Annotated in this window: 16 protein-coding genes; 4 read left to right on the plus strand and 12 right to left on the minus strand. The window is 65.9% G+C overall.

All coding sequences use genetic code 11. The features are described from left to right. Window positions 1-20: 20 nt before the first annotated feature. From KY496_RS14250 to KY496_RS14260, 3 genes are read right to left on the minus strand one after another with little or no spacing between them, the layout of a single operon-like run. The gene (locus KY496_RS14250; protein ID WP_219861187.1) at window positions 21-674 is read right to left on the minus strand and encodes an energy-coupling factor ABC transporter ATP-binding protein; all 654 of its coding nucleotides are present in this window, start codon (window positions 672-674) and stop codon (window positions 21-23) included. Then, window positions 671-1378, minus strand: a complete 708-nt coding sequence (locus tag KY496_RS14255) for an ABC transporter permease (RefSeq protein WP_219861189.1) — start codon at window positions 1376-1378, stop codon at window positions 671-673. Before KY496_RS14255 ends, KY496_RS14250 begins: the two co-directional genes overlap by 4 nt. Then, the gene (locus tag KY496_RS14260) at window positions 1379-2263 is read right to left on the minus strand and encodes a formate dehydrogenase accessory sulfurtransferase FdhD (protein WP_219865113.1); all 885 of its coding nucleotides are present in this window, start codon (window positions 2261-2263) and stop codon (window positions 1379-1381) included. 195 nt (window positions 2264-2458) lie between these two features. On the opposite strand from KY496_RS14260, the gene KY496_RS14265 reads away from it, so the two are divergent. Next, the gene (locus tag KY496_RS14265; RefSeq protein ID WP_219861191.1) at window positions 2459-3958 is read left to right on the plus strand and encodes a class I adenylate-forming enzyme family protein; all 1500 of its coding nucleotides are present in this window, start codon (window positions 2459-2461) and stop codon (window positions 3956-3958) included. Here KY496_RS14265 and KY496_RS14270 read toward each other — a convergent pair. Beyond that, window positions 3955-4191 carry a hypothetical protein gene (locus tag KY496_RS14270; RefSeq protein ID WP_040775231.1) on the minus strand — a complete coding sequence of 79 codons (237 nt, stop codon included), beginning with the start codon at window positions 4189-4191 and terminating at the stop codon, window positions 3955-3957. The genes KY496_RS14265 and KY496_RS14270 overlap by 4 nt on opposite strands. Before the next feature lie 287 nt (window positions 4192-4478). Here KY496_RS14270 and KY496_RS14275 point away from each other — a divergent pair, with 287 nt between their 5' ends. Next, entirely contained in the window at window positions 4479-6740 is a 2262-nt protein-coding gene (locus KY496_RS14275) for a family 1 glycosylhydrolase (protein ID WP_219861193.1), read from the plus strand. Between the two features lie 27 nt (window positions 6741-6767). Here the strand turns inward: KY496_RS14275 and msbA are convergent, their stop codons facing one another. Together msbA and KY496_RS14285 are read right to left on the minus strand one after the other, a co-directional pair. Continuing rightward, window positions 6768-8492 carry a lipid A export permease/ATP-binding protein MsbA gene (msbA, locus tag KY496_RS14280; RefSeq protein WP_219861195.1) on the minus strand — a complete coding sequence of 575 codons (1725 nt, stop codon included), beginning with the start codon at window positions 8490-8492 and terminating at the stop codon, window positions 6768-6770. Further along, entirely contained in the window at window positions 8482-9738 is a 1257-nt protein-coding gene (locus KY496_RS14285) for an O-antigen ligase (protein ID WP_229409746.1), read from the minus strand. The genes msbA and KY496_RS14285 overlap by 11 nt, the downstream gene beginning before the upstream one ends. 83 nt (window positions 9739-9821) lie before the next feature. Here KY496_RS14285 and KY496_RS14290 point away from each other — a divergent pair, with 83 nt between their 5' ends. Next, on the plus strand, window positions 9822-10649 hold the full coding sequence (locus KY496_RS14290) for a glycosyltransferase family 2 protein (RefSeq protein ID WP_005665500.1): 828 nt from the start codon (window positions 9822-9824) through the stop codon (window positions 10647-10649). 34 nt (window positions 10650-10683) lie between these two features. Here KY496_RS14290 and dnaE read toward each other — a convergent pair whose 3' ends face one another. Together dnaE and KY496_RS14300 are read right to left on the minus strand one after the other, a co-directional pair. Further along, on the minus strand, window positions 10684-14178 hold the full coding sequence (gene dnaE, locus KY496_RS14295; protein ID WP_219861197.1) for a DNA polymerase III subunit alpha: 3495 nt from the start codon (window positions 14176-14178) through the stop codon (window positions 10684-10686). Window positions 14179-14616: 438 nt separating this feature from the next. Next, complete coding sequence (locus tag KY496_RS14300; protein ID WP_184237150.1) at window positions 14617-15273, minus strand: PEP-CTERM sorting domain-containing protein; 657 nt, start codon at window positions 15271-15273, stop codon at window positions 14617-14619. A gap of 304 nt (window positions 15274-15577) precedes the next feature. Here KY496_RS14300 and KY496_RS14305 point away from each other — a divergent pair, with 304 nt between their 5' ends. Continuing rightward, window positions 15578-16459: a sulfurtransferase gene (locus KY496_RS14305; protein WP_184237147.1), complete on the plus strand. Its 882-nt coding sequence runs from the start codon at window positions 15578-15580 to the stop codon at window positions 16457-16459. Window positions 16460-16472: 13 nt separating this feature from the next. Here the strand turns inward: KY496_RS14305 and KY496_RS14310 are convergent, their stop codons facing one another. The 4 genes from KY496_RS14310 to KY496_RS14325 form a co-directional block, all read right to left on the minus strand. Further along, a complete protein-coding gene (locus KY496_RS14310; RefSeq protein ID WP_071361475.1) occupies window positions 16473-17081 on the minus strand; it encodes a DUF4214 domain-containing protein in 609 nt (202 codons plus the stop codon). 152 nt (window positions 17082-17233) lie between these two features. Beyond that, window positions 17234-18586 (minus strand): TolC family outer membrane protein, encoded by a 1353-nt coding sequence (locus tag KY496_RS14315; RefSeq protein WP_071361474.1) that lies wholly within the window; start codon window positions 18584-18586, stop codon window positions 17234-17236. 3 nt (window positions 18587-18589) lie between these two features. Beyond that, window positions 18590-19948 carry an HlyD family type I secretion periplasmic adaptor subunit gene (locus KY496_RS14320; protein WP_071361473.1) on the minus strand — a complete coding sequence of 453 codons (1359 nt, stop codon included), beginning with the start codon at window positions 19946-19948 and terminating at the stop codon, window positions 18590-18592. Next, window positions 19948-21756, minus strand: a complete 1809-nt coding sequence (locus KY496_RS14325) for a type I secretion system permease/ATPase (protein ID WP_219861199.1) — start codon at window positions 21754-21756, stop codon at window positions 19948-19950. Before KY496_RS14325 ends, KY496_RS14320 begins: the two co-directional genes overlap by 1 nt. Window positions 21757-21781: the final 25 nt, after the last annotated feature.

Genomic DNA, 21781 nt, shown 5'->3' on the forward strand with positions numbered 1-21781 from the left:
TTGTTGTAATGGGACGTGGTTCAGCGTACTTCCAATCGCCCCTCGCGCAGCTTGAGCCGTCGCACGCCGGGCAGGTTGATCAGGTCGCGGTCATGGCAGGCCATCACCACGCTGGCCCCCTGCTCGACCAGGGTCGGGATCAGCCCGATCACCTGCTCGCGCGCCGCGCCGTCGAGGTTGGCCGTGGGTTCGTCCAGCAGCAACAGGCGCGGCTGCAGCACGCGCGCGCGCGCCAGCGCGACGCGCTGCTTCTCGCCACCCGACAGGCGCGCAGGATCGTTGTCGCGCAGGTGCAGCACGCCGGCCCAGGCCATCGCCTCGTCGACCAGGCCGCGCACCAGTTGCCGGTCCACGCCGCGCGCCAGCAGGCCGTAGGCGATGTTGTGGCCGACGCTGGTCGAGAACATGATCGGGTGCTGGTGCACGTAGACGATGCCGCGCCGCAGCTGGCGCGGATACGGGTACAGCGGCAGGCGGCTGCCTTCGAATTCGACCGTGCAGGCGTCGCAACGTTCCAGGCCGCCGAGCATGCGCAGCAGCGTGCTTTTTCCGGTGCCGTTGGCGCCGGTCAGCACGTAGGCGCCGCCCTTCTCGATCTTGAGCCGGGCGACGTCGAACAGCAGGCGCTCGCCGTAGGCCTTGCGCAGGCCGTGCACCGTGAGTAGTGCCGTCATAGCCGGGCCCCGGGGTTGTGCGCCTCGCCCTGCAGCAGCACCAGCACGCCGTTCATCAGCAGCGCCAGGGTCACCAGCACGATGCCCAGCGCGATGCCCTGGGCGAATTCGCCCTTGCTGGTCTCGAGCGCGATCGCGGTGGTGATGGTGCGCGTCTCGCCCTCGATATTCCCGCCCACCATCAGCGCGCAACCGACTTCCGAGATCACGCGCCCGAAGCCGCTGATCACGGCCGCCATCACGCCGTAGCGCGCCTCGTGCAGCACGGTGAACATCACGCGCACACGCGAAGCGCCGTGGGCGAGCGCGGTCTCGGCGTAGCGCGGGTCGAGCGCCTGCACCGCCGCCAGCGTGAAGGCCAGCAGCACCGGCAAGCCGATGATGCATTGTCCCAGCACGATGCCCGGCTGCGAGAACAGCCATTCGAGCCCGCCCAGCGGCCCGCGCCGCGACAGCATCAGGTAGAGCAGCAGGCCGATCAGGACGGTGGGCAGCGACAGCGCGGCCTGGGCCAGCCAGACCGCGATGCGGCGCCCCGGAAAGCGGTGCATGGCGATCAGGTAGCCGAGCAGCACCGCCGGCGGCATGGCCAGCATCAGCCCCAGCAGGCTGGTCTTGAGCGAGACCCAGACGATGTGCCACAGGGCCGCGTCGCCGCTGAACAGCAGCGCGAAGGCGTGCGCGGTGGCGTCCAGCAGGGCCATCTAATCGCGCAGGTCGGGACGAACGTAGGGCGTATCCAGCAGCTGCGGCTCGAACACCAGGCGTTCATGCCCGGCCAGCAGCAGGAAATGGCGCCCGCTGCAGCGCGCCAGCAGCGACATGCCGACCCGCTCGGCCATCATCTGGCCCATCTGCGTCGTGCCCGAGCGCGACAGCAGGAAGGGAATGCCCATCTGGGCGCCCTTGATCACCATCTCGGACGTGAGCCGGCCGGTGGTATAGAACACCTTGTCGGCGCCCTCCACGCCGTCCAGCCACATCAGGCCGGCGATGGCGTCGACCGCGTTGTGGCGGCCCACGTCCTCCACAAAATACAGCAGCTCGCCGCCCTCCGTGAACAGGGCGCAGCCGTGCACCGAGCCGGCCTGCTTGTACACCGACTGCTGGGTGCGGATGGTGTCGACGATGCGGTAGACGCTCGATTGCGCCAGGCGCGCGTCGGCAGGCAGCGCGATCTGGTCCACTTCGTCCATCAGCCCGCCGAACACCGAGCCCTGGCCGCAGCCGGTGGTGACCACCTTCTTCGCGGTGCGCGCCTCGACGTCCTGGATGCCGTGGCGCGTGACCACGGCCACCGCGTCCACCGACCAGTCGACCTGGATCGACACGATGTCTTCCAGCGCGCGCACCAGGCGCTGGTTGCGCAGGTAGCCCAGCACCAGCGCCTCGGGCGCGCCGCCCAGCGTCATCAGGGTGACCAGCTCGCGCCGGTCGACGTAGATCGTCAGCGGCCGTTCGGCGGGGATGGCGATGCCGGAGCGGCGCCCGCGTTCGTCGATGGCCAGCACCTCGTGGGTCAGGACGGCGCGCGCCTCGGACAGCACCGGCCGGCCGGCCGCAGACCCATGGCGCGCATCCCTGCGCATCACGCTGTGCAACCCGTTGCCGCTTGCGTCCTTCCTGGCCAAGACACTGTCTCCTGTTGGTTGTTGGCGGTTTTACAAAAATAGTATAAACCTCCAGGGCCGGCGCACGGCTGAAATCATTTACTTTTATGCAAGTTCGCTTGCGATGCGCCGCGCCAGGCGGTATAAAGTCTGCCCGTCGATCCACTCACCGTCATGCAGTCCACCGAATTTCGCCGCATCAGCGACATCCTGCGCCATGGCGCCGCCCGTCGCCCGGACGCCCCGGCCCTCGTCGAGGACGGCCGCACCTGGTCGTATGCGCAGCTGGCCGGCGCCGCCGATGCGTATGCGGCGCTGCTGCGCGATCTCGGCGTGCGCCCCGGCGACCGCGTGCTGCTGGTGGCCGAGAACTGCGTGGCCCAGGTGGCGCTGCTGTTCGCCGCCGCCGCCATCGACGCCTGGAGCGTCATCGTCAACGCCCGCCTGAGCGAGGGCGAACTGGACACCATCCGCGCGCACAGCGGCGCGCGGCGCGCGCTCTACCTCACGGCCAACTCGCCGGACGCCGCCCGTCACGCGGCGCGCAGCGGCGCCCTGCCCTGCGCGGGCGCGGGCCGCGTGACTGACGGCTTGCTGGCCGGCCCGCTCGACACCACCTGCGTGCCCGAGCCGGTGGAAGCGGGCGCCGACCAGGTCGCGGCCCTGATGTACACCACCGGCACCACCGGCCAGCCCAAGGGCGTGATGCTGAGCCACGCCGGCCTGCTGTTCGTGGCCGCGACCTCGAGCCGGCTGCGCGGCTTGAACCCGCAAGACCGCGCCTGGGGCGGCCTGCCGATCTCCCACGTCTATGGCTTGACCTCGGTGCTGCTCGGCACCCTGTACGCGGGCGCTTGCCTGCAGCTGGCGCCGCGTTTCGATGCCCGGGCCCTGCTGGCCGCGATCCGCGCCGGCGAGCTGACCATCGTGCAGGGCGTGCCGGCGATGTATGCCCGCCTGCTGGCGATCGTGGAGGACGCGGCCAGGCCGCTGTCGTCGCGCCTGCGCTTTTGCTACGCCGGCGGCTCGCCGCTCGACCCAAGCCTCAAGCGCGCGGTCGAAGCCGCGTTCGGCCTGCCGCTGCACAACGGCTACGGCCTGACCGAGGGCGGTCCGACCGTCAGCCAGACCCGCCTGGACGCCCCGCGCACCGACACGTCGGTCGGCCTGCCGATCCCCGGCGTCGAGGTGCGCATCGTGGCGCGCGATGGTCTCGACGTGGCGCAGGGCGAGGCCGGCGAGCTGTGGATACGCAGTCCGGGACGCATGCGCGGCTACTACCGCGACCCGGCCGCGAGCAGCGCCGCACTGCGTGCGGAAGGCTGGCTGGCGACCGGCGACCTGGCGCGCCAGGATCCCGACGGCGCCCTGTTCCTGCTGGGCCGCACGCGCGAGCTGATCATCCGCTCCGGCTTCAACGTCTATCCGCTGGAAGTCGAGACGGCGCTGAACGCGCATCCGGCGGTCGTGCAATCGGCCGTGGTGGGCCGGCCGCTGCCGGCGGCCGAGGAAGAAGTGGTGGCCTTCGTCGAGGCGCGCGGGGTCGACGAGGCGGCGCTGCAGGCCTGGCTGCGCCCGCGCCTGGCACCCTACAAGCGCCCGGCGCGCATCGTATTCATGGACGCGCTGCCGGCGGCGCCGAGCGGCAAGATCCTGAAGAGCCGCCTGCCCTAGCGACGCCGCTTCTTCCAGTTGTAATCGGGGCCGGTGACGTCCACGCCGGGATGCCCGACCACGTCCGGATGCTCCGAGCACATGGTGATGAAGCGCACGCCTTCGCCAGCGCGCTGGCGCGCGCGCAGCGCTTCCATGAACTGCATCGCCGCCACCATCTCGCTGGTATCGAACGATTCGGAATGCGGCTGCGCCCCCTCGTCATCCACGACCGTCCAGTACACCATGTACATGCCTCGTTCCCTTCCATATCATCCTGGCGCACATTGTCGCCCGAACCGCGGGCCGGCGGCGCGCCAACGGTGCAGTAGCGGTTCATGCCGGACCCGACGGCGGTGCCCGGATGTCACAAGCTTCGGGTAAATAGCTGTAAGTCTTTGAGTTATAAAGGGTAAATAAAGAAATGCCTACAGAAAGTAGGATTTGTCCGAAAAGTCCGAATTGTGTTGGCTACTTCACATAGCCCGTTGCACCGGGCCGTTAGGCTGGGATCTGTGTTCATTACGCAGGTACGGACTTCATGAATATTCACACCGACTCTTCCACGCCGGACCTCGCCCTCTGGGGCGGTCTCGAATGCACGGTCAACCGCGTACGCGACAATTACTTCAGCCAGATGGACCGCAACGGCCACGCCGGGCGCCTGCAGGACATCGAACGCTTCGCTTCCCTCGGCATCGGGGCGATCCGCTATCCGGTGCTGTGGGAACGCACCGCTCCCGACGGCGTCGACAAGGCCGACTGGTCGTGGCCGGACGAACGCCTGCCGGCGCTGCGCCAGCTGGGCGTCACGCCGATCGTGGGCCTGGTCCACCACGGCAGCGGCCCGCGCCACACCAGCCTGATCGATCCCGCCTTCCCCGACCTGCTGGCCGAATACGCCGGCGCGGTGGCGGCGCGCTATCCCTGGGTCGAGTACTACACGCCGGTCAACGAGATCTGCACCACGGCGCGCTTCTCGGGCCTGGCCGGGGTCTGGTATCCGCACGGCGGCGACGAAGCCACCTTCATCCGCGCCCTGCTGGTGCAATGCCGCGCCACCGTGCTGTCGATGCGCGCGATCCGCGCCGTCAATCCGCAGGCCAAACTGGTCCAGACCGACGACCTGTCGAAGACCTACGGCACCCCCGAGATGGAAGAGATCACCGGCTTCTTCAACGAGCGCCGCTGGCTGGCCTGGGACCTGCTGTGCGGGATGATCGACGAGAACCACAAGCTGTGGCGTTACCTGCTCGACTCCGGCGCCGGCGAGGAAGAGCTGCGCTGGTTCCGCGACAACCCCTGCCCGCCCGACGTCGTTGGCGTGAACTACTACATCACCAGCGAGCGCTGGCTCGACCATCGTCCCGAGCGCTATCCTGAAACCCATCGCCACGTGTTTCGCGGCGTGCCGCACGCCGACGTCGAGGCGCCGCGCGCGCTGGCCACGCCCACGCCGGGGATCGCCCCGCTGCTGATGGAGACCTGGGAACGCTATGGGCTGCCGATCGCCATCACCGAAGCCCATATCGACGCCAACCGCGAAGACCAGATGCGCTGGCTGCTCGAGATCTGGAATGCCGCGCTCAAGGCGCGCCAGCAAGGCGCCGACGTGCGCGCGGTCACGGTGTGGGCCCTGCTCGGCTCCTTCGACTGGAACTGCCTGGTGACCGAATGCCGCGGCTACTACGAACCGGGCCCGTTCGACGTGCGCGGCCCGGCGCCGCGGCCGACCGCGGTCGCCACCCTGATGCGCGAGCTGGCCAGCAAGCGGCCGCTATCGAATCCGGTGCTGCAGGGCGAAGGCTGGTGGCGCCGGCCGGGCCGCTTCCTGTGCAAACCCGTCGCGACCCGCACCGCGGTGGCCGACATCGCCGTGCGCAGCCAGTTCAAGTCGAGCCTGGTGCAGCCGATCCTGATCTCGGGCGCCAGCGGCACCTTGGGGTCAGCCTTCAAGCGCATCTGCGAAAAGCGCAACCTGGCCTGCCACGTGCTGACGCGCCAGGAGATGGACATCACCGACCCGGCCTCGGTGGAAGCGGCGATCGTGCGCTTCAAGCCGTGGGCGATCGTCAATGCCGGCGGCTACGTGCGGGTCGACGAGGCCGAAGCCGACTTCGACCGCTGCATGCGCGAGAACACGCTGGGCCCGACCGTGCTGGCGCTGGCCTGCATCCGCCATGCGCTGCGCTTCATGACCTTCTCGAGCGACCTGGTGTTCGACGGCGCCAGGGAACAGCCGTATGTCGAGTCCGACCTGGCCAACCCGCTCGGCGTGTACGGCCGCAGCAAGCTGGAGGCCGAGCAGCGCGTGCTGGACGCCGATCCGCAGGCGCTGGTGATCCGCACCAGTTCCTTCTTCGGCCCCTGGGACCAGCACAACTTCGTGACCCAGGCCTTGAACGCGCTCGACGTCGGCCTGCCGTTCCAGGCGGCGCGCGACGTGACGGTGTCGCCGACCTACGTGCCCGACCTGGTCAACGTGTCGCTCGACCTGCTGATCGACCGCGAGCGCGGGATCTGGCACCTGACCAACGGCGAGGCGGTCAGTTGGTTCGAGCTGGCCCGGCGCGCCTGCGCGGCGGCCGGCGTCTCGAGCGAGCGGCTTCAGGAAGTCTCGGTCGAGGAGTGCGGCTACACCGCGCGCCGGCCGGGCTACAGCGCCCTGAGCAGCGAGCGCGGCCTGCTATTGCCGTCGCTGGACGATGCGCTCAAGCGGTATGTGGAAGCGGTGCAGGAAAGGGCCAATGGCGTCAGCCTTGGCCACGAGCAGGCGGGGGAAGCGGCGCATTACGCGCGCTGAGCGCGCCGGCACGTGGGGCGGCGGTGGTTATTTGGCCTCGGCCGTGAACTGCAGGTGATACAGATTGGCATACATGCCCTTCAGCGCCAGCAGTTCGTCATGCGTCCCCTGCTCCACGATGCGCCCGGCCTCCATCACCACGATGCGGTCGGCGCGTTCGATCGTCGACAGGCGGTGCGCGATCACGATCGTGGTGCGGCCGGCCATCAGGGTGTCGAGCGCCGCCTGCACCGCGCGTTCGCTCTCGTTGTCCAGCGCCGACGTGGCCTCGTCGAGGATCAACAGCGGCGCATCCTTGTAGATCGCGCGCGCGATCGCCACCCGCTGGCGCTGGCCGCCCGACAGGCGCGAGCCGTTCTCGCCGATGCGGGTGTCGATGCCGTCCGGCAGGCGCGCCACCACGTCGGTCAGGTGCGCGGCGCGCACCGCCGCCGCCAGGCGCTCGTAGTCGACCTGCTCGGCGCCGTAGGCGATATTCGCCGCCAGCGTATCGTCGAACAGCACCACGTTCTGGCTCACCATCGCCAGCTGGCCGCGCAGCGAGGCCAGCCTGATGTCGGTGTACGGCACGCCGTCGAGCAGCAAGCGGCCTCCTTCCGGATCGTAGAAGCGCGTGACCAGGTTCACGAAAGTGGACTTGCCGCCGCCCGACACGCCCACCAGCGCCACCGTCTGCCCCGGCTTGACTTCCAGCGAGATGCCGTTCATGGCCGGGTTCAGCGCGTTCGGATAGCGGAACACCACGTTTTCCAGCACCAGGTGGCCTTTGGCGCGACCCAGTTCGCGGCTGCCGGTGTCGGCCTCGGGTTCCGAATCGATGATCCCGAACACGGTCTCGGCCGCCGCCATCCCGCGCTGCATCGGGCCGTTCACCTCGGCCAGCGATTTCAGGGGCGTGAGCAGCATCAGCATCATGGTCACGAACTGGGTGAATTCGCCCACCGTCATGTCGGCCTGGATCGCCAGCACGATCACCAGCGACAGCGCCAGCGAGGTCGCGATCTGGGTCACCGGGGTGGTGGCGGCGAAGGCCACCGTCATGCGCTGCGAAAAGCCGCGCAGGGCTTCGCTGCGCTTGTGGAAGCGCTGGCGCTCGTACTTCTCGCCCGAGAACACGCGGATCACCTGGTGGCCGCGCGCGGCTTCCTCGACCACGCCGGTCATCTCGGCGGTGACGCGCTGGCTCTCGCGGTTCAGGTTGCGCAGGCGCTTGGTGGTGGTGCGCACGATGACGGCGGTCAGCGGGATCACGATGATGGCGACCAGGGTCAGCTTCCAGTTCAGGTACAGCAGGGTTCCGAGCAGGCCGATCACCACCAGCACGTCGCGCACGCAGGCCACGAACACCGACTGGATCATGTCCACCACCTGGCGCACGTCGTTGACCACGGTGTTGATGATCTTGCCCGTCGATTCGTCCTGGTAGCGCGCCACCGGCAGGCGCAAAACACGTTCAAAAGCAAGTGCGCGCATGTCGTTAAGAACTCGAGACAGCACCCAGTTGTTGAAGTAGGCGGTGCCGAAGGTGCCGATGCCGCGCAGGATGAAGATCGACACCAGGATCGCCGGGATCCACCACAGGCTGAAGTCGATGTTCTCCTTGAAGCCGTCGTCGAGCAGGACCTTGAGCGCCTCGCCCAGCAGCGGCTGGGTGGCGGCCGTGATGGCCATCGACAGCAGCGCCATCCAGGCGCGCGATTGATACGGTTTGACCAGCGCGAGCAGGCGCCGGACGATGAGGTTAGTTTCCACGTTGTTCAACCTTTGCTTCCCTTGCCGGCCGGGCGGCCAGGCAGAATCCCATGAGCAGGAACACCATCAGCGCATAGAACATGCTGCCCTTGAGGGACCAGAAAATGACTTCGGTCAGGCCGAAGCTGAAGTAACACAGCACCACCAGCATGCCGGCCAGCGCCGGCGCGAATTGCGGCAGGCTGGCGCCCAGCGCGCGGTCCGCGCTGCTGCGCCCCAGCTGGCGCGCGAAGAAGACGAAAGGCGCCGCCAGGATACCGATCCAGGCCGCCAGCCCGAACACGCCGCCGGTGGCGAGCGCCTGCAGTGCGTCATTATGCAGGTGTTCGAGCGACAGGATCGCCGGATCGAGCGTGCCCTCTTCCACCAGGCGGCGGATCTCGGCGCGCACCGTGTTGCGGTCCAGGCCGAACAGCGGCCGCTCCTCGATCAGGATCGCCGCGCCCTTCCACAATTCGAGCCGGGTGCCGACGTTGGTGAAGACGTTGCCGCCGTCGACCCAGGTCTGGACGTCGTCCACGCCCTGCAGCGCGCGTTCCTGCATGCCGGTGGCCGGCACGAAGAAGGCGGCGCCGACCAGGGCGAAGCTGCCGGCCAGCAGCAGGCGCACCTTGCGGCTCTTCAGCAGCTGGGCATAGCTCAGGAACAGCAGCGCGGCCAGCGCCAGCGCGACCCAGGCGCCGCGGGTGCCGGTCAGCATGCAGGCGGCCAGCCCGGCCAGCGCCCCGATCCCGGCCAGCATCGCCTTGCGGGTATGGTGGCGATAGTCGATCGCCGCCGTCAGCGCCACCAGGCCCAGCACCAGCGCCAGGTCGCCGAAGGTGATCGCGTTCAGGAAGCCGCCGGGGCGCTCGACCTGCAGCACGATGCGCTGCCAGGCGACGAAGGGCAACGCGGCCACGCTGCCGGCCACCACGCCCCACCACAGGGTGGCGGGCGACGGCCGCGCCAGCAGGACCAGGGCCATGCAGCTCAGGCCGAGCAGCATGCGCGAGGGCTTGTCGAGGAAATCGAGCCCGGCTTCGGGCCGGACCAGCACGGCCACGATGGCCAGCGCGAACTGGAACCAGAAGGCGGCGACCACCCAGCGGATCTCTTTCCAGTGCGGCGTCAACGCCGCCCAGGCCTTGCGCGGCACGCACAGGGCCGTCAGCAGGAACAGGAGGCTGGAAAATCCGATGCCGGAAGGCGTGGTCAGGCTAAGGAAGGGAAACAGGAACACCTGGAAGCCGATCCAAACCTGCATTGGCTCCCGGGACATCATCGGCTTATTGTTCATTCAGGTTCTTGTGGGATATTCTTGCGGCCTAGGCCTAAAATCGGACAGCAATGCAGCAAACACAGACAATTTCGGTCGTGATCACCACGTACAACCGGCCCGACGCCCTGGAGGCGGTGGTGGAAGCCTGTTTTTTACAGGACGACAAGAATTTCGAAATCATTATCGCCGATGACGGCTCGACTGCCAACACGCGGGACTGCATCGAGCGCCTGGCGGCCGGGGCGCCGGTGCCCGTCAGGCACGTGTGGCAGCCGGACGAAGGCTTTCGCGCCGCCATGGCGCGCAACCGCGGCACCCTGGCGGCAACAGGCGACTATATCATCTTCCTGGACGGCGATTGCGTCCCGCAACGCGACTTCATCCGCCGCCACCGCGCGCTGGCCCAGCCCGGCTTCCTGGTGTCGGGCAGCCGCATTCTCCTGAGCCAGGGACTGACCGAACGTGCGCTGCGCGAGCACATCGACGTCGCCGGCATGAGCGTGGGCGAACGCCTGCGTCACCGCCTCGCCGGCGACATGAACAAGGTGATCCAGACCATGCTGCGCTGGCCCGACCTCGGCCGCGTGCGGCGCAAGTTCAGCTGGCGCCGCATCAAGAGCTGCAACCTCGCGGTGTGGAAATCGGATCTGGTGAAGGTGAACGGCTTCGACGAGAGCTTCACCGGCTGGGGCCACGAGGATTCGGACCTGGTGGTGCGCCTGTTCCACGCCGGCGTGCTGCGCAAGGACGGCGCGCTGGCCACCGAGGTGCTGCACCTGTGGCACCGCGAGGCGCAGCGCGACCAGGAATCGAGCAACCGCAAGGTGGTGCTGGAGCGGGCCGCGAACGGGACCACTCAGGCCACCATCGGGTTGCGCGAACACCCGCAGTCTTGACGACGGCAGGGTTCAAGGACGCGCCAACACCCGATCAGTATTCGACCGCCACGTCCTTCGCCCCCAGCGTCAGCTCGAGCGCCTGCTTGAGCGTGTCGGATGGCGCCACGCGCCAGTCGTCGCCCAGCTGCATGACGTAGGGAATACCATTCGTCTCCAGCCGCAGGCTGACCGGCATCCCGTCCTGCACCCGGTAGGGCTGCAGCACGTCGGCGATCTTCGCCGGGTCGATCGACGTGCTCAGGTCCATCTCGAGCTTGTGCCCGTACTGGATGCGCGACGCCGCGATGTCGAACACCTTCTCGGCCGTGATGCGCAGGCCGCCGTTGAAGCGGTCTTCGGACACCTTGCCGACCACCAGCAGGAACTCGTCTTCCTTGAGGGCGTGCTTGTTGGCCTCGGCCACCTCGCTGTAGATCGTCACCTCGTGCACCGCGGTCTTGTCGTCCAGCGCCACGATCAGGATCTTGCCGCGCTGGGTCATCTGGGTGCGCACGCCGGTGATCACGCCGCACATCATGCGCGGGTCGCGCGACGGCTCCAGGTCCTTCAGCTTGGTCTTGGCGAAGCGCCGCACCTCTTGCGCGTACGAGTCGAACATATGGCCCGACAGGTAGTAGCCGAGCGCGATCTTTTCTTCGGACAGCTTCTGGCGGTCGGTCCAGGGCGTGGCCTTGACGTACTCGGGCGGCGCCACGAGGTCGGAATCGTCGCCGCCGAACAGGCTGACCTGGTTGGCCGCCGCAGCCGCCTGGCCGGCCGCTTCCATCGCGAACGCCACCGACGCCAGCAACACGGCGCGGTCGACGCCGAAGGCGTCCATCGCCCCGGCGCGGATCAGGGACTCGATGGTGCGGCGGTTGATCTGCTTGCGGTCGACCCGCTTGCAGAAATCGAACAGGTCCTTGAACTTGCCGCCCTCCTTGCGCGCGGCGATGATGGCTTCGATCGCGCCCTGCCCCGCGCCTTTCACGCCGCCCAGACCGTAGCGGATATTGGTCACCTGCTTGCCGGTCTTCGACCTCGGCTCGCCTTCCGGCGTGAAGCGGAACTGCGATTCGTTGACGTCCGGCGGCAGGATCACCAGCTTGCAGACTTCTTTCGCGTCCTCGACCAGGATCTTGATCTTCTCGGTGTCTTCCATCGCCAGCGACATGTTGGCTGCCATGAACGCGGCGGTATGGTGCACCTTCAGGTAGGCGGTGTGGTACGACAGCAGCGCATAGGCGGCCGCGTGCGACTTGTTGAAGCCGTAGCCCGCGAACTTTTCCATCAGGTCGAAGATCTCGTCGGCCTTCTCGGTCGACAGGCCGTCCTTGGCGGCGCCGGCGCGGAAGATCTCGCGGTGCTCGGCCATCTCTTCGGCCTTCTTCTTGCCCATCGCGCGGCGCAGCATGTCGGCGCCGCCCAGCGAGTAGCCGCCCACGATCTGCGCCATCTGCATCACCTGCTCCTGGTAGACCATGATGCCGTAGGTCTCGGACAGGATCGACTCGGTGCGCGGGTCGGGATAGTCGAACTTCTCGCCGTGCTTGCGCTTGCAGAAGTCGGGAATCAGGTCCATCGGACCCGGACGGTACAGCGCCACCAGCGCGATGATGTCCTCGAAGCGGTCGGGACGCGCGTCCTTCAGCATGCCCTGCATGCCGCGCGATTCCAGCTGGAAGATCGCGACCGTCTTGGCCTCGGACAGCAGCTTGTACGACGCACGGTCGTCCAGCGGCAGCGCGGCCAGGTCGAAATCCGCCTCGGCCGGGTCGAGATCCTTGATGTAGTTGACGGCGCGGTCGAGGATGGTGAGCGTGGTCAGGCCCAGGAAGTCGAACTTGACCAGGCCCACGGCCTCCACGTCGTCCTTGTCGTACTGCGAGACCACGCCGGCGTCGCCGCCCTGGGTGTACAGCGGGCAGAAGTCGGTGAGCTTGCCCGGCGCGATCAGGACGCCCCCGGCGTGCATGCCGATGCCGCGCGTGATGCCCTCGACCTGCTGCGCGAGGTCGAGAAGCTGCTTCACTTCTTCCTCGTTCTCGAGACGCTCCTTGAGCAGCGGCTCTTCTTCGATCGCCTCGGCGATCGAAACTGGCTTACCCGGCTTGAACGGGATCAGCTTGGAGATGCCGTCGCAGAAGTTGTAGCCGAAGTCGAGCACGCGGCCGACGTCGCGGATCGCGCCCTTGGCCGCCATGGTGCCGAAGGTGGCGATCTGCGACACCGCGTCGCGGCCGTACAGGTCCTTCACGTGCTGGATCACCAGTTCGCGCTTTTCCTGGCAGAAGTCGATGTCGAAGTCGGGCATCGAGACGCGCTCGGGGTTCAGGAAACGCTCGAACAGCAGGTTGTACTTCAGCGGATCGAGGTCGGTGATCTTGAGCGCGTAGGCGACCAGCGAACCCGCGCCCGAGCCGCGGCCCGGGCCGATCGGCACGCCGTTGTTCTTGCCCCACTGGATGAACTCCGCCACGATCAGGAAGTAGCCCGGGAACTTCATCTTGATGATGGTGTTGTTCTCGAACTCCAGGCGCGCCTCGTAGCGCGGCCGTTCCTGCTCGCGCTTGGCCGGGTCGGGATACAGCTGGACCAGGCGCTCCTCGAGGCCTTTTTTCGTTTCCGCGACCAGGAATTCGTCGATCGTCATGCCCGGGGTCGGGAAGTTCGGCAGCTGCGGCTTGCCCAGGGTGAGCGTGACGTTGCAGCGCTTGGCGATTTCGACCGAGTTGGCCAGCGCGCCCGGCAAGTCCTTGAACAATTCAAGCATCTCGGCCTGCGACTTGAAGCACATGTTCTCGTTGAAGCGGCGCACGCGCTTGGCGTTGGCCAGCATCTCGCCTTCGGCGATGCAGACGCGCGCCTCGTGGGCGATGAACTCGCTCTTGTCCAGGAACTGCACCGGGTGCGTGGCCACCACCGGCAGCCCCAGGCGGCCGGCCAGCGCCACCGAGTGGCGCACCTGCTGTTCCTGGTTCGGCTGGCCGGCGCGCTGGATCTCGATATAGAAGTGGCCCGGGAAGATGCGCGCCCAGCGCTGGGCGTTCGCCTCGGCCTTCGGCAAATCGCCGTTCTCGATCGCCTGGCCGACGTCGCCGAAATGGGCGCCCGACAGCACGATCAGGGCGTTGGCCTGGGGCTCGTCGGGATGCAGGGTCGAGACGGACGTCGCCAGCGCCTCCAGCCACTCGGTGCGGATCTCGGCGCGGCCCTTGTGCTGGTTGGTGAGCCAGGCGCGCGCCAGCAGGTCGCACAGCTGCAGGTAGCCGGTATGGTTCTTGGCCAGGATCAGCAGGCGGTGCGGTTTGTCGCGGTTGTCGTCGTTGGTGATCCAGGCGTCGACCCCGACGATCGGCTTGATGCCCTTGCCGCGCGCGGCCTTGTAGAAACGCACCAGGCAAAAGGTATTGGCCAGGTCGGTCACGGCCAGCGCCGGCTGGTTGTCCTTGACGGCCGCCTTGACCAGGTCGTCGATGCGGACCAGGCCGTCGACGATGGAGTATTCGGAGTGGACGCGCAGGTGGGTGAAAGTCGGGGAAGTCATCCGGGTATTTTACCGCGAGCCGGACAACCTGATGAAGGCGGAATATGGGGGTGGTGCGACCAAGGCCGACAATCCAGCACACCCGGAAACGGCGAGAGGTAGTCGTTCTTCGGCCTGCCGACTGCACGCGCAAGAGCGTCGCCAGAGGCGCCAGCCAGGTGACACGCTACGATCAGGCTGCGGTCGAACCAATCACCACGATATCGTCCATACAGCTGACCGTGCCATCGGGTCGAACAGCATCATGCCACCCGCATCGGTGTCGGTTCGCCGGTACGCTCGCTTATACGACCTCGACGACGGCCAGCAGGCCACCGCTGTCCAGCGACCATATCTTGCAACGCCGCCAGGAAAGTCCGCTGGCATTGGCGCTTGCACTGTGAGCACCCGAAAAGCCGCTGCCGAAGCAGCGGTTTTATCGACACCGGCTCCTTCGGATCAGGCGCGCTTGCGGCGGATGAAACTCAGGCCGGCCAGGGCGAGGCCCATCAGCGCAACGCTGCCCGGCTCCGGGACTTCGGCCGGGTTGACGTTCAGCGTCAGGCCGTTGTCGACATTGGCGGTGCGAATGCCAATGGTGTCGAACGACTTGAGGCTGGACTTTTCGGTGGCCGAAGCGTCGGCGCCGGTCAGCGTTTGCATCTCGGTTGCAGTCGGGTTCAGCCACAGGTCGAAGCGGTCATAAAAGCCGTTCGCAGTGCTTTTGTAGAGATGTGCGAAGAGGTGATAGGTCTCGCCTTCCTTCAGGTCGCTGCCTGCGATGAAATGACCACCGGTTCCTTGCGTACGCACGAAAAGATCGTCGGTGCAGGTGCCTTGTTCGTTGCAGTTGGCCTTGAATCCGAAATTCGGGCCTTCATAGTTCTTGGCGACGCCTGCATTGCCGAACCATACACCGAGGAAATCGTTGTTCTGCACCTTGCCGTCGAAGCTGAACGTGAAGTCCAGGATGTAGCTGCCGGTTTGCGCCTGGTCGAAGCTGTAAGTGTAGATATCATTGGCGTTGGTGCTGAACGATTTCGAAGGCAGAATTTGCGCAGCCGATGCGAAGCCGGTCGCGAGTGCCAGAGTGATGAAGGCAAATTTACGAATCATTGTTTATCCCTAGTTATGGTAATTAAAAACAGAACATGATCCATAAAGCAATTAAGATGCCAGCAATGCATTAGTGTTAATAATCAACAACTTAATTGATTTTTCGCAATATCGGATTGTATTTACTGTAAGATTTTTCGACATAAGAGTGCTCCCTCGCGCTTCCTGACGCTTCTTCATGAATGACCAGCGGGAACGGGTGGCGCAGCTCCGTCGCAAATCGGGAGCGCCATGTGGTCGGGCACGCTTGCTGACTTATAATATCGCCCTGTCTTTTCAACCGCCTTTGCAAGGCCCATCGACCATGTCTTCCGAAACTCAGTACGTCAATATTGCCGCCTATAAATTCATCACGCTCGACAACCTGGAGGAATTGCGCCCGCAATACCAGGCCCTGTGCAACGAGCTTGGCTTGAAGGGGACCGTGCTGCTGACGCCGGAAGGCATCAATATGTTCCTGTCGGGCACGCGCGAGCACATCGACCAGTACCTGGCCTGGGTGCGCAGCGACGAGCGCCTGGCCGACCTGGAATGGAAAGAAAGCCTGTCGGGCGAACAATCCCACAAGCGCATGCTGGTGAAGATCAAGAAAGAAATCATCACCATGCGCATGCCGCTGATCAAGCCGGAACTGGGCCGCGCACCGGCGGTCGACGCCAGGACGCTCAAGCGCTGGCTCGACCAGGGCCATGACGACGACGGCGTCGAAGTCGTCATGATGGAAACCCGCAACGCCTTCGAGGTCGACGTGGGCACCTTCGACAACACGCTCGACTACCGCATCGATAAATTCACCGAATTCCCGGCCGTCGCGGCCGAGCACAAGGATGAGCTGAACGGCAAGACCGTGGTCACCTTCTGCACCGGCGGCATCCGCTGCGAGAAGGCCGCGATCCACATGAAGGACATCGGCTACGACCGCGTGTATCAGCTCGAGGGTGGCATCCTGAAGTATTTCGAGGAAGTCGGCGGCGACCATTACACGGGCGACTGCTTCGTGTTCGATTACCGCACCGCCCTCAATCCAAAGCTGGAACCGACCGAGACCGCGCAGTGCTTCGCGTGCCGCGCCGTGGTCACGCCGCGCCAGCAGCTGTCGCCGAGCTATGTCGTGGGCGTGTCGTGCCCGCATTGCGCGGGCGAGACCAAGACGGGCGCGCCAGTCGCCGGCCACGCGGCGGCCTGACCCGCCCGATGCGTCAGGCGCCCGGCAGCGGCTCCGCCGCCGGCGCCACGCCGACCAGCGCGATGCCTTCGGCGCTGGCGCCATGGGCATCGACGATGCGCTCGATCCAGGCGTCCACCACGTCCGGTTTCAGCGCGTCGGCGGCGCTGCCCAGGTCGGTAATCGTGGCCAGGAATTCCATCGAAATATCATTCGCGGCATCGCCCGTGTAGGCGGCGATCTCGTCGGGTTCGTCCACGCGCGCGGTGAACAGGCTCGCGGCGGCCACCTTGCCGTTGAAGGCGACGCTGTCGCTGCCATTGGCGGCTTCGGAAATATCCTTCACCACGTCATCGATCGAGATGACGCCGCGGTCCATCAGGTCGGTCCAGTAATTCACGCCGGCTTCCTCGCCCGCGCGGCCGAACAGGTTCTGGTAGACCTCGGCGACGATGGCGCGGTTATCCAGCCCGGCGTAGGTGTCGCGGTATTCCTGCGATGCGGCGAACGAGGCCGAGACGTCGGCCATGCCAATGGAATTCGCGTCGAGCGCGTCGGTCCAGTAATCCATGCCGTTCGGATCGGCTGGACGGCCGAAGTAGGCCACATAGAGTTTTTGAACTTCGATTGCATCAACTGCCATTGCTACCTCCGTTATTGAATGGATAATTGATATTAATCCAATCCGCATAACGGCGGCGTCTGCTTGACGCGGGATGAAATCTTTTAAATGAAATTACCAGCCAGATAGGGCTGGTTGAGGGAAGAAAGGGGAGCGAATGCCCCCCTTCCGGATCAGCGGAAGAAAGCGCCGATCTCGCGGATGGCGTCCGGCGCCAGCGTGCCGGACGCCGCGCGCAGGCGCATCAGGCCCACCAGGTAGGAATAGCGGGCCTGGGCCAGGTCGCGCTGGCTGGTGAACAAGGTCTGCTGGGCGGTGAGCAGGTCGAGGTTGATGCGCACCCCGCCCTTGATGCTCTGCTCGGTGGCCTTCATGAGCTCCTTGCTGGAGTCCACGGCCTTGACCAGGGCGTCGATCTTGCGCCCACTGCTCATCACCAGGTCGTGGGCGCGGCGCAGCTCGAGCAGGGTTTCGTTGGTGCGCGCGTCCAGTTCGGCCTGCGCGCGGCCATAGGTGGCTGCGGCCTGGCGCGTCTGGGCGTTGATGGCGCCGCCCGAATAGATCGGGATGTTGACCTGGATGCCGAGCGAGCGGTTGGTCGACTCCGTGCCGCGCAGGTTCAGGGTTTCGCTGTCGTTCTTGCTGTAGGCGGCGACGAAGTCCACCCGCGGCAAGTGGCCGGCGCGGTTGCGGTTGATGTCCAGGCGCGCATTTTCCACGCCCAGGCGGGTCGCCGCCAGCGTGTTGTTGCGCTCCAGTGCCAGCTTGCGCCACTCCTCGAAACCGGCCACGTCGAGCGTCACCGGACGGAAATTCGGGCCGAGCTGGTCGAGCGTGCCCGGGTCCATGCCGATCACGCCGGCCAGGGTGTTGCGCACCGCGACCACGTGATCCTGGGCCTCGACCAGCTGAGCCTCGGCGAGGTCGAGCCGGGCCTGGGTTTCCAGCGAATCGGTCTTGGTGCCCTCGCCTTTTTGGAACAGGAAGTCATTGACCTTCTGCTGCTCGGCATACATATCGCGCTGCACGCGCGCCAGCGCCAGCTGGTCTTCGGCGAACAAGGCGTCCATATAGGCGCTCACCACGCGCACCGACACCTCGTCGACCCCGGCCTCATAGGCTTGTTCGGCCTGGTCGCTCTGCACCTTACCCTGGCGATAGCGCTGAACAGCGTCCATATTGAACAGCGGCTGGCGAAGCTGAACCACCGACGACCGGCTGAAATACCTCGGATGCTGCAGCACAGGACGACCTAACTGATCGTACTGCAACTGGTCGGTAATGTTGCGGTTCACCGAATGGCTGGCCGACACCTGGGGCAACAACTGCGCGCGCCCCAGGATGCGGTTTTCCTTGCCGCTCTCGTTCTCGTAGTAGCGCATGCGGAAGGTCGGGTCGTTCTTGAGCGCGGCCTGGTAGGCCTCTTCCAGCGTGACCGCGCCGGCGCTGCCCGCGCCGCAGAAACCGGCGACGAGCAGCGCGCCCGCCGCCAGGCCGCGCAAACGGAATGCGTGTGTGCGCGCCATCGCTTACTCCTCGCTCAGCGCCGAGTGGGCGCGGTCCATGATCGGCTTGAGCAGGTAGCTCATCATCGTGCGCTCGCCGGTCTTGACGAACAGCTCGACCGGCATGCCGGAGCGGATGTCCATATTGTGCGCGGCGACCTTCTTCTGGCCTTCCGGCGTCACTTTCACGTGCACCTTGTAGTACGGCGCGCCGGTCTTTTCGTCGACGCTGCGGTCGGCCGAGATGTACAGCACTTCGCCGTCGATGTGCGGGGTCTTGTTGGTGTTGAAGGCCGAGAAGATCAGCTCCACCGGCAGGCCCGGATGAACCTTGTCCACCAGGTTCGTCGCCAGCTGGCCGTCGACGATCAGCGGGGCGTTGCTCGGGACGATGTCCATCATCTTGAAGCCGGACGGCACCACGCCGCCGTTGGTGAACACCGCCAGGCCAACCACCACGCCGTCGGCAGGCGACCTCACTTCGACGTTCGACAGCTCGAAGCGCTGCCCCTGCAGGCGCGCGCCCTGGGCATCGGCCTCGCGCTGGAAATCCGCCAGCTGGGTGCGCACTTCCTTCTGGTAGTCCTGCGCGCGCTGGGCGCGGCGCATCGTCAGCTCGATCACCTGGCGCTGCGAGCGGCCGATGTTGCCGATGTCTTCCGAGATGGCGCCGCCCAACTGGGCATAAGTGCGCTCGAGGTCGAGCAGGCGATTGCGGGCGACGTAGCCTTCCTTGGCCAGGTCGCGCATGCCGCCCAGCTGCTCCTTCAGGAACTCGACCTGCTCCTTCTTGCTGTCGCGCGATTCCTGCAGGCCGCTGATCTGCACCTTCAGGCCTTCGATGCTGGCGTCGATGCCGGCCAGTTCATTTTGCAGCGAGCTCTGGCGCGCCATCAGCAGTTGGTTTTGCGTGCTCATCAGTTCAGCGACACGCGGTTCGGCGCGGCGCTTTTCCATCTCTTCCGGGAACTTGATCGCGCGGGCGCCGTCGCGTTCCGCCGTCAGGCGGGCGACATTGGCCAGCGCCGACAGGTACTGGGCATCGGTGACCTCCACCGCCGAACGGGCCGTGATCGGATTCATGCGCACCAGCACCTGGCCCTTCTTGACCACGTCGCCATCGCGCACCAGCAGCTCCTGGACGGTGCCGCCGGCCTGGTGCTGCACGGCCTGGCGGTTCGATTCGGTGGCCACGGTGCCGGACAGCGGCACGCCCTTGTCGAGCGGCGCCAGCAGCGCCCACAGCAGGAAGCCGCCGAAGCCGAACAGCACGACAAACCAGCCGATGCGGCTGAAGGCGCGCGCATCGGTCTGCACTTCGAGCGGCGTCACGTCGTGCGTGATCACTTCCGCCGCGTCTTTCTCTTTCTTTACCAACTTCATCAGTTCGTTTCTCCAGTAGCTGGCGTGGTAGTGGCGGCAGGTGCTGCCGGCGCTCCGGGCCCGGCGACGCGAGGCTGCGCCGTTTTCGCGGCTTCTGCCGCCCGCGCTGCTTCCAGCGCCTTCTTGTTGGCGTCCTGAATCGCTGCCATCACCTGCTGGGTCGGGCCGAAGGCCTGGACCGAGCCATCCTTCATGACCAGCAGCTTGTTGGTGGCGCCCAGGATGGTCGAACGGTGCGTGATCAGGATGATGGTCTTGCCGCGCTTGCGCAGGTCCATCACGGCATTGACCAGGCCCTGCTCGCCGACGTCGTCCAGGTTCGAGTTCGGTTCGTCGAGCACGATCAGCGCCGGGTCGTCGTACATGGCGCGCGCCAGGCCCAGTCGCTGTTTTTGGCCACCGGACAAGCCGCCGCCGCCGTCGGCCAGCGGGGTGTCATAGCCCTTTGGAAGGCGCAGGATCATGTCATGCACACCGGCACGCTTGGCGGCCGTCACCACTTTTTCGGCGTCGACGTCGCCGAAGCGGGCGATGTTCTCGCTGACCGTGCCGCTGAACAGTTCGATATCTTGCGGCAAGTAGCCGATATTTGGGCCGAGTTCAGCCTTGTTCCACTGGTAGATGTCCGCGCCATCCAGGCGCACTTTACCCACCATGGACGGCCAGACACCGACCAGCAGGCGCGCCAGGGTAGACTTGCCCGATCCGCTCGGGCCGATCACCCCAAGCACGTCGCCGGGATTGATGCCGAAATTGAGATTACGGACGATCGGCACATTCACGCCCGGCGGCGCTGCGGTGACGCCTTCGACGGTCAGCGCGCCTTGTGGCTTGGGCAGTTCCATGCCAGCCGGACGCGCCGGGTTGGACTCCAGCAGCTTGGTCAGGCGCTCGTGCGCACTGCGGGTGCTGGCCCAGCTCTTCCATACGCCGATCACCTGCTGGACCGGTGCAAGGGTACGGCCCACCAGGATCGACGCGGCGATCATCATGCCCGGCGTGATCTTGTTTTCCAACACCAGCAGTGCGCCGAAGCCCAGCACTAGCGACTGCAATGCAGTCTGGACGAATTTGGTGGCGGCGCCAATGCTGCCGGCCTTTTGGCTCGCATCCGCCTGAAGTGAAAGGAACTTGCCATGGGTCTTGAACCACCGGCCCATGAGGTTCGGCAGCATGCCCATCGACTCGATGACTTCCGCGTTGCGCAGGTTGTTCGTGGCCATGGTGCTGGCCGACACGGCCATCGAATTCGCTTCGGACAGCGGCGCGCGCGTCACGCGTTCGTTGACGATCGCGAGGATTACCAGAATGACGGTGCCACCCAGCGCGAACCAGCCCAATGACGGCTCGAACAGGAAGATGACGAACAGATAAATGGGGAACCAGGGCGCGTCGAAGAATGCGAACAGCGCATTGCCAGTCAGGAACTGGCGCAGGCTGGTCAGGTCGTTCAGGGCCTGGCCGGCATTGCCGCCGGCCTGCTTCAGGTTCTGCTCGAATGCAGCAGTGTAGATCCGCTTGTTGAGCGTCATGTCGAACTTGGCGCCAACGCGCACCAGCACGAAGGAGCGGACCACTTCCAGCGCGCCGATGAACAGATACGCGCCCAGCATGAGCAGCGTCAGCATCAGCAGCGTGATTTCGTTGCGGCTGGCCAGCACGCGATCGTACACCTGCAGCATGTAGATGGACGGCGTGAGCATCAGTATGTTGATGATCGCACTGAACACCCCGATGGTGATGAACGTGCTTTTGAACCCGAGTAAGGCGCGTTGGATCTCGTTTTTTTCGTCTAGCAGTTTTTTCATGGGCTGTGATCTGGAATGCAGAACA

Source organism: Massilia sp. NP310 (genome assembly GCF_019443485.1).
Lineage (GTDB): Bacteria > Pseudomonadota > Gammaproteobacteria > Burkholderiales > Burkholderiaceae_D > Telluria > Telluria timonae.

Excerpts from the sequence above, each read along its gene's own strand:
- KY496_RS14250 (WP_219861187.1), bottom strand. The coding sequence starts at position 674 with ATGACGGCACTACTCACGGTGCACGGCCTGCGCAAGGCCTACGGCGAG.
- KY496_RS14255 (WP_219861189.1), bottom strand. The coding sequence starts at position 1,378 with ATGGCCCTGCTGGACGCCACCGCGCACGCCTTCGCGCTGCTGTTCAGC.
- KY496_RS14260 (WP_219865113.1), bottom strand. The coding sequence starts at position 2,263 with ATGCGCAGGGATGCGCGCCATGGGTCTGCGGCCGGCCGGCCGGTGCTG.
- KY496_RS14265 (WP_219861191.1), top strand. The coding sequence starts at position 2,459 with ATGCAGTCCACCGAATTTCGCCGCATCAGCGACATCCTGCGCCATGGC.
- KY496_RS14270 (WP_040775231.1), bottom strand. The coding sequence starts at position 4,191 with ATGTACATGGTGTACTGGACGGTCGTGGATGACGAGGGGGCGCAGCCG.
- KY496_RS14275 (WP_219861193.1), top strand. The coding sequence starts at position 4,479 with ATGAATATTCACACCGACTCTTCCACGCCGGACCTCGCCCTCTGGGGC.
- KY496_RS14285 (WP_229409746.1), bottom strand. The coding sequence starts at position 9,738 with ATGCAGGTTTGGATCGGCTTCCAGGTGTTCCTGTTTCCCTTCCTTAGC.
- KY496_RS14290 (WP_005665500.1), top strand. The coding sequence starts at position 9,822 with ATGCAGCAAACACAGACAATTTCGGTCGTGATCACCACGTACAACCGG.
- dnaE (WP_219861197.1), bottom strand. The coding sequence starts at position 14,178 with ATGACTTCCCCGACTTTCACCCACCTGCGCGTCCACTCCGAATACTCC.
- KY496_RS14300 (WP_184237150.1), bottom strand. The coding sequence starts at position 15,273 with ATGATTCGTAAATTTGCCTTCATCACTCTGGCACTCGCGACCGGCTTC.
- KY496_RS14305 (WP_184237147.1), top strand. The coding sequence starts at position 15,578 with ATGTCTTCCGAAACTCAGTACGTCAATATTGCCGCCTATAAATTCATC.
- KY496_RS14310 (WP_071361475.1), bottom strand. The coding sequence starts at position 17,081 with ATGGCAGTTGATGCAATCGAAGTTCAAAAACTCTATGTGGCCTACTTC.
- KY496_RS14315 (WP_071361474.1), bottom strand. The coding sequence starts at position 18,586 with ATGGCGCGCACACACGCATTCCGTTTGCGCGGCCTGGCGGCGGGCGCG.
- KY496_RS14320 (WP_071361473.1), bottom strand. The coding sequence starts at position 19,948 with ATGAAGTTGGTAAAGAAAGAGAAAGACGCGGCGGAAGTGATCACGCAC.
- KY496_RS14325 (WP_219861199.1), bottom strand. The coding sequence starts at position 21,756 with ATGAAAAAACTGCTAGACGAAAAAAACGAGATCCAACGCGCCTTACTC.